The sequence below is a fragment of the Leifsonia sp. McL0607 genome (assembly GCF_049993355.1).
GTDB lineage: Bacteria > Actinomycetota > Actinomycetes > Actinomycetales > Microbacteriaceae > Leifsonia.
In genome coordinates, this window is sequence record NZ_CP188253.1 from 861,870 (window position 1) to 875,611 (window position 13,742).

At 68.7% G+C, this 13,742-nt stretch carries 12 protein-coding genes; 4 read left to right on the plus strand and 8 right to left on the minus strand.

Annotated features, from left to right (window positions below):
- Nucleotides 1-50: 50 nt before the first annotated feature.
- From ACPPVW_RS04255 to ACPPVW_RS04265, 3 genes are read left to right on the plus strand one after another with little or no spacing between them, the layout of a single operon-like run.
- On the plus strand, nt 51-1,094 hold the full coding sequence (locus ACPPVW_RS04255; protein ID WP_426625294.1) for a diacylglycerol/lipid kinase family protein: 1,044 nt from the start codon (nt 51-53) through the stop codon (nt 1,092-1,094).
- A 4-nt stretch (nt 1,095-1,098) separates the two neighbouring features.
- Nucleotides 1,099-1,611: an SRPBCC family protein gene (locus tag ACPPVW_RS04260; protein WP_426625295.1), complete on the plus strand. Its 513-nt coding sequence runs from the start codon at nt 1,099-1,101 to the stop codon at nt 1,609-1,611.
- Entirely contained in the window at nt 1,608-2,279 is a 672-nt protein-coding gene (locus tag ACPPVW_RS04265) for a class I SAM-dependent methyltransferase (protein ID WP_426625296.1), read from the plus strand. Before ACPPVW_RS04260 ends, ACPPVW_RS04265 begins: the two co-directional genes overlap by 4 nt.
- A 61-nt stretch (nt 2,280-2,340) precedes the next feature.
- On the opposite strand, the gene ACPPVW_RS04270 is transcribed toward ACPPVW_RS04265, so the two are convergent.
- From ACPPVW_RS04270 to ACPPVW_RS04300, 7 genes are all read right to left on the minus strand, one after another.
- A complete protein-coding gene (locus tag ACPPVW_RS04270; protein WP_426625297.1) occupies nt 2,341-2,982 on the minus strand; it encodes an NADPH-dependent F420 reductase in 642 nt (213 codons plus the stop codon).
- An 894-nt stretch (nt 2,983-3,876) separates the two neighbouring features.
- Entirely contained in the window at nt 3,877-6,186 is a 2,310-nt protein-coding gene (locus ACPPVW_RS04275) for a glycoside hydrolase family 3 N-terminal domain-containing protein (protein ID WP_426625298.1), read from the minus strand.
- Nucleotides 6,183-7,292 (minus strand): ABC transporter permease, encoded by a 1,110-nt coding sequence (locus tag ACPPVW_RS04280; protein ID WP_426625299.1) that lies wholly within the window; start codon nt 7,290-7,292, stop codon nt 6,183-6,185. Before ACPPVW_RS04280 ends, ACPPVW_RS04275 begins: the two co-directional genes overlap by 4 nt.
- 2 nt (nt 7,293-7,294) lie before the next feature.
- Nucleotides 7,295-8,329 (minus strand): ABC transporter permease, encoded by a 1,035-nt coding sequence (locus ACPPVW_RS04285; protein WP_426626246.1) that lies wholly within the window; start codon nt 8,327-8,329, stop codon nt 7,295-7,297.
- Between the two features lie 107 nt (nt 8,330-8,436).
- Entirely contained in the window at nt 8,437-9,252 is an 816-nt protein-coding gene (locus ACPPVW_RS04290; RefSeq protein WP_426625300.1) for an ABC transporter ATP-binding protein, read from the minus strand.
- Nucleotides 9,249-10,073 (minus strand): ABC transporter ATP-binding protein, encoded by an 825-nt coding sequence (locus tag ACPPVW_RS04295; RefSeq protein WP_426625301.1) that lies wholly within the window; start codon nt 10,071-10,073, stop codon nt 9,249-9,251. Before ACPPVW_RS04295 ends, ACPPVW_RS04290 begins: the two co-directional genes overlap by 4 nt.
- An 85-nt stretch (nt 10,074-10,158) precedes the next feature.
- Nucleotides 10,159-11,838 (minus strand): ABC transporter substrate-binding protein, encoded by a 1,680-nt coding sequence (locus ACPPVW_RS04300; protein ID WP_426625302.1) that lies wholly within the window; start codon nt 11,836-11,838, stop codon nt 10,159-10,161.
- A gap of 162 nt (nt 11,839-12,000) precedes the next feature.
- Between ACPPVW_RS04300 and ACPPVW_RS04305 the strand changes: the two genes are divergently transcribed.
- The gene (locus ACPPVW_RS04305; RefSeq protein WP_426625303.1) at nt 12,001-12,642 is read left to right on the plus strand and encodes a TetR/AcrR family transcriptional regulator; all 642 of its coding nucleotides are present in this window, start codon (nt 12,001-12,003) and stop codon (nt 12,640-12,642) included.
- Nucleotides 12,643-12,873: 231 nt separating this feature from the next.
- On the opposite strand, the gene ACPPVW_RS04310 is transcribed toward ACPPVW_RS04305, so the two are convergent.
- Nucleotides 12,874-13,713 (minus strand): hypothetical protein, encoded by an 840-nt coding sequence (locus tag ACPPVW_RS04310; protein ID WP_426625304.1) that lies wholly within the window; start codon nt 13,711-13,713, stop codon nt 12,874-12,876.
- Between the last annotated feature and the right edge of the window lie 29 nt (nt 13,714-13,742).

Genomic DNA, 13,742 nt, shown 5'->3' on the forward strand with positions numbered 1-13,742 from the left:
CGGCGGCCACGGGGCGTACTGTCGCAGGCAGCATCGTCGAGGGGAGTCGGATGAGCAGGGCCGCGATCGTGGTCAACCCGGTGAAGACGGACGCGGCCGCGTTGCGCGACGCGCTCGAGGAGGCCGAGCGGCGGCACGGCTGGGAGGACACCCTCTGGTTGGAGACCACGGAGGACGATCCGGGAACGGGTCAGACCAGGGAGGCCCTCGAGCAGGGCGTCGACGTCATCATCGCCGCGGGCGGCGACGGCACCGTGCGGACGGTCGCCGAGGAGCTGCGCGCGACCGACACGCCTCTGGCACTCCTGCCGGCCGGGACGGGCAACCTCCTCGCGCGCAACCTCGACCTGACCCTCGACGACGTCGAGCACGCGCTCGACACGGCCTTCGACGGCGACGACCGCCCCATCGACGTCGGCGTCGCCGAGCTCCGCGAGGGGGAGCGGACCGAACAGCGCGTCTTCCTCGTGATGGCCGGGCTCGGAATCGACGCCCAGATGATCGCCGCCACAGACGACGATCTCAAGGCGAAGGCGGGCTGGCTCGCCTACGCCAAAGCGATCGGCGCCGTGCTGCGCGACAAGAACGAGCTGCGGCTGCGCTACCAGCTCGACGGCGGCAGGGCGCAGTCGATGCACGCCCACACCGTCCTCGTCGGCAACTGCGGATCTCTGCCGGCCAACATCCTGCTGCTCCCGGAGGCCGCCGTCGACGACGGCGTTCTCGACATCGTGGTCCTGCGGCCGGAGGGCTTCGTCGGCTGGCTGCGCATCCTGGTCAAGGTCTTCTGGGAGAACGGCGTCCTGCGGCGCACCAGCGCGGGCCGCCGCCTGACGGGAGCCGGCCGGGAGGTGCGCGCCATGAACTACCTGAAGGGCCGCGAACTCGTCGTCACGCTGCACCGCCCGGAGGACGTCGAACTCGACGGCGACCTGTTCGGGCGCGTCTCTGCGCTGCGCATCCGCGTCGACCCCGGCGCGCTGCGGGTGCGGGTTTCCGCGAACCGAGTGAACCTCACTCACTTCCATCCCGTGTCACTCTCAGAGGAGGTCGGAGGCCGCACGCCCGGCAGCCGGACGCCGCCACCCCCGTAAGCCCATGACCAGTCAGCACAGCACCACTCAGCACAGCACCACTCGGCACGCCACCATCAGAACCGAGAGCCGCATCATCGTCGCCGCGAGCATCGACACGGTGTGGGCGTACCTGTGCGACGTCGCCCGCTGGGCCGAGTGGGCGCCGACCGTTCTCGACTGCCGGATCCGCGACGGCGGCCCGCTCCGGTCCGGGGCCTGGGTGGATCAGCGCGCCCGCGACCTGGGCTGGAACCACCACCGGAGCGAGCGGGTGACCGCCGTGGACGCGCCTCACTCGATGGCGTTCGCGGGAACGATGGGAACGTCGGTCGCCCGTTGGGGGATGGAGTTCAGCGCCGTGGGCGGCACCGGCACAGCCGCGATGATGTGGGTGGAGGTCGACATCGCCAATGTCATGCGCGTCTACCCCGCGCGCTCTCTCCGTGCGCAGATCCAGCGGGTGAGCGACCTCGAGATGGCGGGCATCCGCGCCGCGGTCGAAGCCGACGTCCACGCGGGTGCGGGGTGGAGATGACCGACGCCGACCGCACGAGGGAACGCCTGATCGAGACGTACCGGAGAAAGGCAGCGCACTACGACGTGACCTCCCGGCTGTCGCCCGTGCCCGGCTATCCGCAACGCGGGCAGCGTCTGCTCGCCGTGCGTGCGCTCGGCCTCCACGCCGGCGCTACCGTCGTCGACCTCGCCTGCGGCACCGGTCTGAACTTCCCGCTGTTGGAGCGCGCGATCGGCCCCGACGGCCGGATCGTCGGGGTCGATCTGACCGACGCGATGCTCGATCGTGCCCGGCGCCGGGTCGAGGCCAACGGCTGGGGGAACGTCAGCCTCCTCCAGGCGGACGCGGCCGGATTCGACTTCCCCGCGGGAGTCGACGCGGTCCTGTCCACCTACGCGCTGACCCAGGTGCCCGGGTGCGGACAGGTCGTCGCGCACGCCGCCGCGGCGCTCACCCCCGGCGGTCACCTCGCCGTGCTCGACTTGAAGCTCCCCGCCGCAACGCCCGGCTGGTTGTCCCGGCTCGGCGTCGCCGTCGTCGGCACGTCCGCCTCCCTCGACGAGTGGATCGCACGCCGGCCGTGGGAGGAGATCCGGGAGGCCGCGCGCGAGCGCCTGGCCCAGTCGTCGTGGCGGGAGCTGTGCTTCGGAACGGCGTTCCTGGCCGGCGGGATGGCGAGGGCGTAGGCACGCGCAAACCGTTCTGGGCGTGTCGGGCGGAGACCCTGGCGCCCCGCCACGACGCACCTCAGATCGTGTGCGGCGCCTTCGCCACGTTCGCCTCGAGCTCCTCGCGGTTCTGACGCACCACGTAGGCGGGGCGGTCCCGCTCGACGCGCCAGCTCTCCGAGAGCGGGCCGAGGTTGACGGTGTCGAAGCCGAACTCGTCGTAGATGGCCGTCACGAGCGCGGCGGCGTCTTCGAAGTCGCTCGCGGTCGCGAGTGCTCGACGATTCGGCGTCCCGGCCGGCGAGCCGGTGGTGGGGATGTCGCCGGCGCGGATGTGATTGAACCCCTTGGCCACTCTGGACTCGGGAAGGTGCGCCTGCAGCAGGCCGGAGACGGTCGCGGTTCCTTCGTCGAGCTCGGGGATGTGGCCGTCGCGCTCGAAGTAGTAGTTGTTCGTGTCGATCACGACCTTGCCCGCCAGCGGCTCCACCGGGATGTCGCGGTAGCTCTTCAGAGGCACCGTCACGACGACGAAGTCGCCTGCCGCACCCGCCTCGGCTGCGGTGGCCGCGGTCGCGGACGGACCGAGCTCGGCGACGAGGTCCGCGAGCGTCTCCGGCCCCCGCGAGTTCGCGATGGTCACGGTGTAGCCGTGCCCGATGAAGGTGCGGGCGAGTGCCGTGCCGATGTGGCCGGCTCCGATGATTCCTACGTTGGTCATGACGACTTCAACCGCGAGCCCCCCGAAGAATTCCACGTCTTCCGCAACAACGCCGCACGAGATTCGCGCCGAATGTCGCTTCCGACCGCGTTGAGCGCGACATTCGGCGGGGATGTCGGGAGGTGCCGAGCAGCTGAGCCGGCACGACACGCGGGAGGTGACGCCACGGTGTAGGGGCGAAGGCCGCCTAGCGCGATGTAGCTTGCGGGCGATTCGTTACGCGAGCGCCTGTGCTCTCCACGTCACGTCAACGGCCCCACGCTCGGAGCAGCCCTCCAACAGCCTTTCGATCCGGCGCACTGCAGAGATGCGCCATCCCTCCGACCCCATACGATCGGAGTGGCCCGCTTCGCTGTTCATCACTGACCTCCTCGTCACTGTGTGCCGCCAACGGCGGAACAACTCTGAACGTTAAGACTGTCGGGAGGCCGGATCGTAACGCGATTGGCGCTCCCAGGCACCCCAGTGCAGTGACCTGTCGTCCCCGAACGGAGATTCGATGGTCCTCGCCCACGCCCACGCCCATTCGCACCTTCCTTCCGCCCCGGGCGACACCCGCGCGTGCCGGCTGGCGAAGGTGCTCCTGCTCCAGGGGAAGAGCGAAGGCCGCTCCGTCACGATCCCTCTGCTGTGGCCGTACGCGACAGCCGATCTGCATGTGGGGGACCAGCTCGAACCGGTGATCCCGCCACAGCCCTCGGGCTCGGTCGGCACGCAGGGCATCACGGTGAACGGGGTGATCCGCGACCAGCCGCTGGGGGCCTGGGTGATGGTTTCGCCATCGTGGTCGTCAACGTCGGGCTCCTCCGCGGCTTCATGGCGCTCATCCCGCTGGCGTTCGCCGGCTTCATGCTCGTCGAGTTCATCCTGCCTGCGGCTACCCGCGGGACGGCTTCACCGCACCTCGAACGCCGCCGCCAGCAGATCGCGCTCGCGCGACGACGCTCCGACGAGGAGTTCGAACTCCCCGGGCTCGACGTGGCGATCGCCGGCCGAGTCCACGATGGTGCAGTCGGCGACGGGGAGTCGCAGGCTCACGCGGGCGGTCTCACCCGGCGCGAGGTCGACCTGACGGTACGCCTTCAGCTCCGTGTCGGCCCAGCTCACGCTCGTGACCAGGTCGCGCACGTACACCTGCACGGTCTCGCGAACTGAGCGGTCGCCGGTGTTGCTCACGGTCACCTCGGCCACGATGTCGTCACTGAATCCGAGCGAGTCGCGCGCGAGCGTCAGGTCGGCGTACTCGACCGTCGTGTACGAGCGACCCTCGCCGAACCCCCACGCGGGCGCCTGGGTGAGGTCGGCGTAGTGATCGCCGTGCTGGCCGCGGATCTGGTTGTAGTACGTCGGCTGCTGGCCGACGTGGCGGGCGAACGAGATCGGCAGACGGCCGGAGGGCTCGACCCGGCCGGCGATGATCTCGGCGATCGCCTGACCGCCGAGCATGCCGGGGTTCGCAGCCCACAGCACGGCGGCGGCCTTCGCGACCGACGCCGGAAGCACCAGCGGCTTGGAGGCGAGCAGCACCACGACGACTGGCTTCCCTGTCGCGATCAACGCATCGAGCAGCGCGTTCTGGCCGCCGATCAATTCGAGCGTCGCAGTGGAGCGCCCCTCCCCCACGAGCTCGATCCGGTCGCCGACGACAGCGACGACCACGTCGGACGCCTCCGCGGCAACGACGGCTTCATCGATCAGCTGCTGGTCGGCTGGCGACGGCACGACCACGGGAGGCCGCGGCTGCCCGTCCGGGAACGTCGCACCGCCCGGGTCGTCCTCGAGGGTGATGATGTCGGCGCCGCGGGCATACTGCACGGTCCAGCCCTCGATCGCCTGCAGTCCGTCGAGAACCGTGGTGATCATCTCGCGCGGCTGGCCGTCGAGCCAGCCGGCCTGGCCGGAGCCGCCGGCCCAGTCGCCGAGCTGGGTCTGGGCGTCGTCGGCGAGTGGTCCGGCGAGCGCGATGCGGAGCTGCGACGCCGCCGACGACGCCAGGGGCAGCGTCCCGTCGTTCTCGAGCAGCACGATCGAGCGGCGCGCGACCTCCAGGTTGAGCTCGGCATGCGCGACGCTGCCTACCACCTCATCCAGCAGAGGCGACGGGAGGCGCGGGTCCTCGAACAGGCCCAGGTCGAACTTGAGCCTCAGGATTCGCGCAACGGCGGCGTCGAAGGCGCCCGGAGCGAGCATCCCGTTCGCGACAGCCTCCAGCGCGCCCTCGAAAAACATCGGGGTCGTCATGACCATGTCGTTCCCCGCCGTCACCGCGGCGGCCGCCGCGTGGGCGTAGTCGGGCTGGATCTTCTGCTCCCACACCATGCGGCCGACGTTGTCCCAGTCGGTGATCAGAGTTCCGGTGTAGCCCCACTCCCCGCGGAGCACCTCGCTCAGCAGCCAGTCGTTCACCGTGATCGGCACGCCGTCCGTGCTCTGGTAGCCGAGCATGAACGTGCGGCACCCCTCCCGGGCCACGCGCTCGAAAGGCGGCAGGAACCAACTGCGGAGCTTGCGCCGCGAGATGTCTGCCTCGCTCGCGTCGCGGCCCCCCTGCGTCTCGGAGTACCCTGCGAAGTGCTTCGCGGTCGCGAGGATCGCGGTCGGGTCGTCCAGGCCCTCTCCCTGATAACCGCGCACCATGGCGCTGGCGAGTTCACCGATGAGGAACGGGTCCTCGCCGAACGTCTCGCTGATCCGCCCCCAGCGCAGGTCGCGTGCGATGCACAGCACGGGCGAGAACGTCCAGTGCACACCGGTCACGGCGACCTCCTCGGCGCTGGCCCGGGCGACGCGCTCGATCAGCTCGGCATCCCACGAAGCGGCCATGCCGAGCTGGGTGGGATAGATCGTGGCGCCAGGCCAGAACGAGTGCCCGTGGATGCAGTCCTCGCCGACGAGAAGCGGGATCTGCAGCCGGGTCTGCGCCGTCAGCCGGTTGGCCTCCAGGATGCGCTCCGGGGAGGTGTGCAGGATGGAGCCGACGTGACGCCGCAAGACGTGGTCGCGCAGGTCGTCGCGGGCGTCGAGCTGAAGCATCTGCCCGACCTTCTCCTCCAGCGTCATACGGCAGAGGAGGTCGCGGACGCGTTCGTCGGTCGTCAGCGATGGGTCCTGGTACGGCAGTGCCTCCTGGGCGGATCGGGCTTGCTGTTCGGATTCGGCCTCTTGTGCGAGATCGGTACTGGTGGACGGGAGGATCCTGGTCATGCGGTGTTGCTTTCCGGGGAGGCAGCGACCGGAGCGGCCGTGGTGGACTCGGTACGCACCTGGGTCACGGCGACGTTGATGTTCATTCCCTTGCGCTTCATCGCCCTGGCGCGCTCGCCGGCCGAGCGGAGGCGCGGATTGACGTATTCATCGATGCCGAAGTTGATCAGGGCCAGGGACACACCGAGGAAGGCGATGCACAGTCCGGCGGGGACGTACCACCACCAGTAGTCGGGGAAGGCGTTGTTCTGCTGCGCCCAGAACAGGATGGTGCCCCAGTTCAGGTTCGAGACCGGGATGACACCGATGAACGCCAGCGTCGTCAGGCCCAGCACGGCGGCTGTCATGGTGCCCACGAAGCTCGACGCGATGATCGCCAGCAGGTTCGGCAGCATCTCCACCAGGATGACGCGGTGCAGCGGCTCGCCGTTGGCCCGCGCGGCTTGGATGAAGTCACGGTTGCGCAGCGACATGGTCTGCGCGCGCAGCACGCGCGCGCCCCAGGCCCAGCCGGTCAGACCCAGCACGGCGGCGATCAGCCAGAGCGGCGGATCCTCGAACTGCGAGGCGACGATGATCATCAGCGGGAGCCCTGGGATGACCAGGAACACGTTCGACAGGGCGGACAGCGACTCGCTCTTCCATCCGCGAAGGTAGCCGGCGGTCACACCGACGATGATCGCCACGACTGTCGCCATGATCGTCGCCAGGAAGCCGACGACGAGGACGCCGCGGGTTCCGTAGACGAGCTGGCTGAAGACGTCCTGGCCGATGTGCGTCGTGCCCAGGAGGTGCTTCAGCGAGGGCGGCTGCAGGGTCTCGTCCAGGTGCTGCGCGGTCGGGTCGTAGGGTGCGATCAGCGGGGCGAAGATCGCGACGAGCACGAAGACGCCCATGATGATCAAGCCGGCGGCGGACTTGGGGTTGCTGAACATCGCCAGCGAGGCCTTCAGCTGCGTCCAGAAGGTGGCCTTCTGGGGGTGCGGTCGGCTCGCGGCCAACACGGACACGGTCTCCGGGCTGCCGACGCCCGTGGGCGCGGCGACGGTCCGCGGCTTTTCGGCGGCCGCCTGGGGGGCAGCGTTGCGGGAAGTGGGGCTGGTCATGGTCAGGCCTCCGTCTGACGAGTGCGGGGGTCGAGGATGGCGTAGGCGATGTCCGCCAGGATGTTCGCCACCAGCACGGCCAGGACCAGGACCAGGAAGATCCCCTGCATCAGCGCGTAGTCCTTGGCGCTGGTCGCGTTGAGCAGCAGCAGGCCGATGCCGGGATAGGAGAACACCATCTCCATCACGATCGTGCCGCTGACGATGAAGCCGAGCGCGAGCGCGAAGCTCTGGATCTGCGGGAGCACGGCGTTGCGGGCCGCATAGCGCCAGAGCACGCGCCGATTCGGCATCCCCTTGGCCTGCGCGACGGTGATGTAGTCCTCGTCGAGCACCGTGAGCATCATGTTGCGCATGCCGAGCACCCAGCCGCCAAGCGAGACGATCACGATGGTGATCATCGGGAGGGCGGCGTGCGAGGCCACCTGGGAGATGAAGTCGGCGTTCCAGCCAGGCTCCACGCCCAGCTCGTAGGCATGGCCCGCCGGGAACCAGCCGAGCGTCGTCGAGAAGATCGCGATCAGGATCAGCCCCACCCAGAAGTACGGCACGGTGCCCAGGAACGTGGTCACCGGAACGAACACGTCGAGCCGTCCGCCACGTTTCCAGCCGATCACCGCTCCCAGGCTCGTTCCGATGAGGAATGAGATCACCGTGGCGAAGCCGACCAGCCCGAGCGTCCACGGCAGGGCCGAAGCGATCGCGTCACCCACCGGCGCCATGCCGGTGGAGATGGAGACGCCCAGGTTGCCGTGCAGCAGCATGTCCCAGTAGTTGACGTACTGCTGCCACAGCGGGACCGACTTGTCGAGGCCGAACAGCAGCCGCAGCGCCTTCTCGGCGTCGGGGGTCAGCCGGCCCTGGCTCCGCGCCATGTACGCGTCGACCGCGTCGCCCTTCATCAGGCGGGGAAGGAAGAAGTTGATGGTGATGGCCGCCCATAGCGTGAACGCGTAGAAGGCCGTCCGGCCTCCGATGAACCGCCAGGGGATGCGGATGCCGCGGCGCTCGGCCCGAGCGGCGGTCGTACCGACCAGCGTCGGGTCGACGGGTGCGTAGTCAACGGGCGCCGGGTCCACCGGCGCCTGGTCGCCGGGCGTCGGGTCGACGGGCCCGAGCCCGGCGGACGTTGTCGTTTCGGCGCTCACAGGGCACCTCCTGCAGTCTGTGGGGTGGACAGCGCCCCGAAGTGGTTCTCGGGGTCAGGGGACGCGGCGCGCAGCTCGCGGGTGTACGGGTCCTGCGGGCGGAGGATCACGTCGTCGGCGGCTCCGTGCTCGACGATCCTGCCCTGGTTGAGCACGATGATCTCGTCGCTGAAATGCCGGGCGGTGGCGAGGTCATGGGTGATGTAGAGCACACCGAGCCCTTCCTCGCGCTGCAGGTCGGCGAGCAGGTTCAGCACGCCGAGCCGGATCGACACGTCGAGCATCGACACCGGCTCGTCGGCCACCAGCAGGGCCGGCCGGGACGCCAGCGCGCGCGCGATGGCAACGCGCTGCCGCTGGCCCCCCGAGAGCTCGTGCGGACGGCGGTCGATCACGGCATCCGCGTCCAGACGCACGCGGTGCAGGAGGCGCCGCACCTCGTCGTCGACCTCCGCGCGCGGGACGACGTGGTCGAGCCGGAGCGGGCGCTCGATGTGGTGGCGGATCGAGTGCGACGGGTTCAGCGATGCGAACGGGTCCTGAAAGACCATCCGCAGCTGCTGCCGGTACTTCCGCAGCTGCTTGCCCGATCGCGGGATGGGGGCGCCGTCGAGCAGCACCTGGCCGCGGGTGGGGGTCTCCAGCTGGGTGAGGATCTTCGCGATCGTCGACTTGCCGCTGCCGGACTGACCGACCAGACCGATGGTCTGGCGCGGGCCGAGGGTGAAGCTGACGTCGTCCAGCGCCTTGAGCTGTCCGGATCCGCGGACGTTGTAGATCTTGGTGACGTTCTTGAACTCGAGCGTCGTCATCGGACGACCACTCCTCTCTCGCCCGTGAGCCGCGGGAACGACTCCAGCAGCTTGCGCGTGTACTCGTGCTGGGGGTCGGTCCAGATCTGTCCGGCAGAGGCGAGCTCGACGATCTCGCCCTCGCGCATGATCGCGATCCGGTCGCTGATCTCCAGCAGCAGGGGGAGGTCGTGGGTGATGAAGACGACGGAGAAGCCGAAATCGTGCCGGAGCTGGGAGATCTGCTTGAGGATCTCGCGCTGCACGAGCACGTCCAGAGCGGTCGTCGGCTCGTCCATCACCATCAGCTGCGGACGGAGGGCGAGGGCCATGGCGATCATGACCCGCTGTCGCATGCCGCCCGAGAGCTCGTGGGGGAAGGAGCGCACCCGCTGGGCTCCCACCTTCACGATCTCCAGCAGCTCGATTACGGCTGCTTTGCGCTCCGAGCGGCTCATCTCCGGGCGATGCACCAGGAAGACGTCGTCCAGCTGGGACCCGATGGTCGCCACCGGGTTGAGGGCGTTCATGGCCCCCTGGAAGACCATGGAGATCTTGTCCCACCGGAATCGGCGCATCTGCTCCGCGTCGAGAGCGTTGATGTCGATGTCGTCGCCGCTCTCGTCGTGGAAGACCACGCTGCCGCTGGTGATGACGGCCGGGGGCTTGAGCAGGCGCTGCACCCCATAGGCGAGCGTGGTCTTGCCGCAGCCGCTCTCGCCGGCGAGGCCGACGATCTCGCCGCGCTTGATGTCGAGGGTGACGTTCTTGACCGCCGCGACGGGCGGATCCACGTCGTACACGACCGAGAAGTCGCGTACAGAGAGAAGGGAGTCTGTCATGAGGGCATCGCTTTCGTGCTGTCCACGGGATCGTCCGGGGAGGACGCGGGCTCGAGGCCCGCGCCCACCCCGGACGTGCTGGTCGCTACTTGCCCGCGGGCTTCAGGTTCATGAGCACCTGAACAGCCGACGGCTGCGTCGGGTCAGCGGTCGCGTACTGGTCCTTCTCGCTCGGCCAGCCGACGAACTTCCGGGTGTTGTACTCGGCGAGCTGCGGGTGGGTGCCGATGGCGATGGCCGGGACGTCGTCCACGAAGATCTTCTGCAGTTTGTCGAGGGCCGCGGTCCGGGCGGTGTCGTCGGATGCCTGCGCGTACTCCTTGAGCAGCGCCGTCGCCTCCGGGTTGCTGTAGCGCCCGAAGTTGTCCGAGACCTTGCCGTCGGCGGCCTGGTCGAGGTAGCTGGAGTTCATGACGTCGTCGTAGATGTGCCACGGGTTCGAGCCGGAGCCGGTCCAGTGCAGCACGGCGTCGAAGTTGCCCGACGCCACGTTGGCGAACCAGGTGTCGGGGTCGGGAGTGGCGACCTTCGCGTCGGCGCCGAGCGTGCTCTTGATCTCCGTCGCGACCAGCTGGATGCCGGTGACGTAATCGTTCCAGCCCTGCGGGTCCTGCAGGGTGAAGGAGACCGGGGAACCGGACGGGTCGATCAGCGCGCCGTCTTTCCAGGTGTAGCCCGCGTCGCTGAGGACCTTCTTGGCGCCGTCGACGTCGATCGTGAAGGTCTGGTCCTTGTACTGGGAGGCGATGTACTGGTCACCGGTCGGCTGCGGGATGCCCGTCACGTTGGTCAGCTCGGGGCCTGCGTTGCCGCGCGCCTTCTCGGCGTGCGCCTTGCGGTCGATGACCATGTTGACGGCCTTGCGGAACGCGACGTTGTTGAACGGGGCCTTGGTCGTGTTGACCACGATCATGTCCGGGCTCAGGACGTTGGCGCCCCAGAACACGTTGTGCTTCGGGTCCTTGTCCACGTAGTTCTTCTGGTAGTCGGTGATGAAGATCTGCGCCCAGTCGGTCTCACCGCTCTGAAGGGCGCGGAGGAGGCCGGTGTTGTCGTTGTACTCGAGGTACTTCAGCTCGGCCACCGGAGCGGTACCGCCCCAGTAATCGGTCCGCGACTTGAGCACGACGCCCTGCGACGAGAAGGTCTTGATCGTGTACGGACCGGTGCCGACCGCGTCCTTGACCGCGTCCTTCGTCGGGTCGGCGATGTTCTTCCACTGGTGCTCGGGGACCATGGCGACCTGCAGCACGTCGCCCTGCTTGACGAATTTCGACTCGCTGAAGTTCAGGACGACATTGTCTCCGTCCTTCTTGACCTCGGTCAGCTTGAGGCCGCCCAGGTCGAGAGCCGGGGTGTTCTTGATCAGGTTGTACGTGAAGACGATGTCGTCAGCGGTGAACGGCTTGCCGTCGTTCCACTTGACGTTCTTGCGAGGGGTGACCGTCAGCTGCGTGTAGTCGGAGTTCCATTCGACCTTCGACGCGAGCCACGGGGTCGTCTGGTTCTTGCCGACCGGGTTGACGATCGCGAGGGGCTCGTAGATCATCCGGTCGTATCCGAGCGACATGCCCGAACCGGTGGTGATGAACGGGTTGTTGATCTGCGTCGCCAGGATGGCCGCGCCATCCGGCTTCGCCACGGTGAGCGACCCGCTGCTCGCGGTGGTCGCTCCGGACTTGCCGTCGGACGAGCAGCCGGTGAGCGCGAGCGCCCCGATGGCCGCGATCGCGGACGCCGTGATCAAGTACTTCCTAAGCCTCATTGCTTCTCCTTCGTGGCGGGCACATCCGTTGTGCCCTGGTGCTGCGGGACGTGGCCGAACATAACTTGCTTACTGGTCAGAAAGCAAGTTGGCTGACGCGAGATTACTGGGTGGTAAGCTCGCTCGCAAGCAGCATCGGCAGGAAGCGACACGGAGGGGCGAATGAGCGGCGGCAGTGCCAGTCCGCGCCCGGAAACCGAGCGCAAACGCAGAAAGATCCTCCGCGCAGCGATCGAGACCTTCGGCACGAAAGGGTCGACGAACGGGACCCTCGCCGACATCGCAGAGCAGGTCGGGATGACCCACGCCGGCGTCCTCCACCACTTCGGATCCAAGCAGAACCTGCTGCTCGAGGTGCTCGAGTTCCGCGACAGGGACGACGTCGCGCACCTGGCCGACCGCCACATGCCCGGCGGCCCTGCGCTGTTCGCGCACCTCGTCGCGACCGCGCAGCGCAACGCGCTCCGCCCGGGAATCGTGCAGGTCTACACCGTGCTCTCGGCGGAGGCGGTCACCGACGACCACCCCGCGACCGCGTTCTTCCAGGACCGGTACCGGGTGCTCAGGAGCGAGATCGATGCCGCGTTCCGAGAGCTCTGCGCCCAGGAGAACGTCACAGAGCCCGACACGATCGACAAGGCCTCGGCCTCCATCCTCGCCGTCATGGACGGCCTCCAGCTGCAGTGGCTGCTCGACCCCACGGCGGTCGACCTGGCCGGGGCGAGCGAGTTCGCCATCGAGGCGATCGTCAACGGGGTACTCGACGCCGGGCCCGGCCTGTCTTCGTACGCACGCGTGGCCTGAGAGGCACGGCGGTTCCGTTTCTCGTTGAAGGCGTCCACCGCGACCCAGTGCCCATAACTCCGGAAACCAGCCGCAACACGCCGTTGTCATGACCGCTCCTACGGAGATCGCACGCGAGTGGACCGAGACCTCCGGAGTTGCGCGCAGCGGCGGGCGCCGGGACTACAGTCGGTGCGGCCGACCACGACCTGGCGGCCCGGACGGCACACGCCCGCGACTGACGAGGCACACTCACCTCGTGAGGTCGCGTCGACGGAACCCAGCGAACCCGACGCCCGAGAACGCCAGGGTGACCAGGCTGATCCAGAGCAGCCCCCACCAGTCGGCGTCGTTGACGGTGACGTTCGGGATGTGCCAGAACGGGCTGATCGCGAGCACCCAGTCCCAGAGCTTGAACGTCGGCCCGAGGAGGGTGAGGACGAAGGAGACCAGCACGCCGAACCACGCGGCGAGGCTCACCTGCGGCCGGGCTCCGACGACCGCCACGGCCACGGCGACCACGGTCCACACCGCCGGGACGGTCGCGACGGCCTGCAGCACGGCGCTGCCGAAGTCGACGCCGATGTCGGCGGTGGACGCGAGCGTCGCGATGAGGAGACCGGCGAGCAGCACGTAGACCGCCGAGGCGGCGAGCGCCAGCACCGCATTGCTCGCGTAATACCGCGGACGCGCGACACCGCCCGCCATCACCGGCTCGACCCGGTCCTCCAGCTCCTCGGTGCGCAGCTTCAGCATGATCTGCACCCCCGGTATGGAGGCGAGGATGCCGACCAGGCTGAGGATCGTGACCAGGAAGGCCGACACCAGCTGGTCGCTCGTGGTCGCGCCCGCGGCGAGCACCTGCTTCACCGCGCTGTCGGAGCCGAGGACGCTCGTGATGGAGGTGGCGAAGTTGCCGAAGACGACGCCGAGCCCCAGAAACGCGATGGCCCACGTGATGAGAGGCCCACGGTTCAGGCGCAGCGTCAGCCGCCAGGTGGAGCGGTCGCGTCCCCTGGCCGGGCCGGGACGCGGCGCGATGGCGCCGACGCCGAAGTCGCGCCGGGCCTGCAACGCGAACGCGATCCCCAAGCAGCACGACCGTGAGGCCGAGCGCGAGC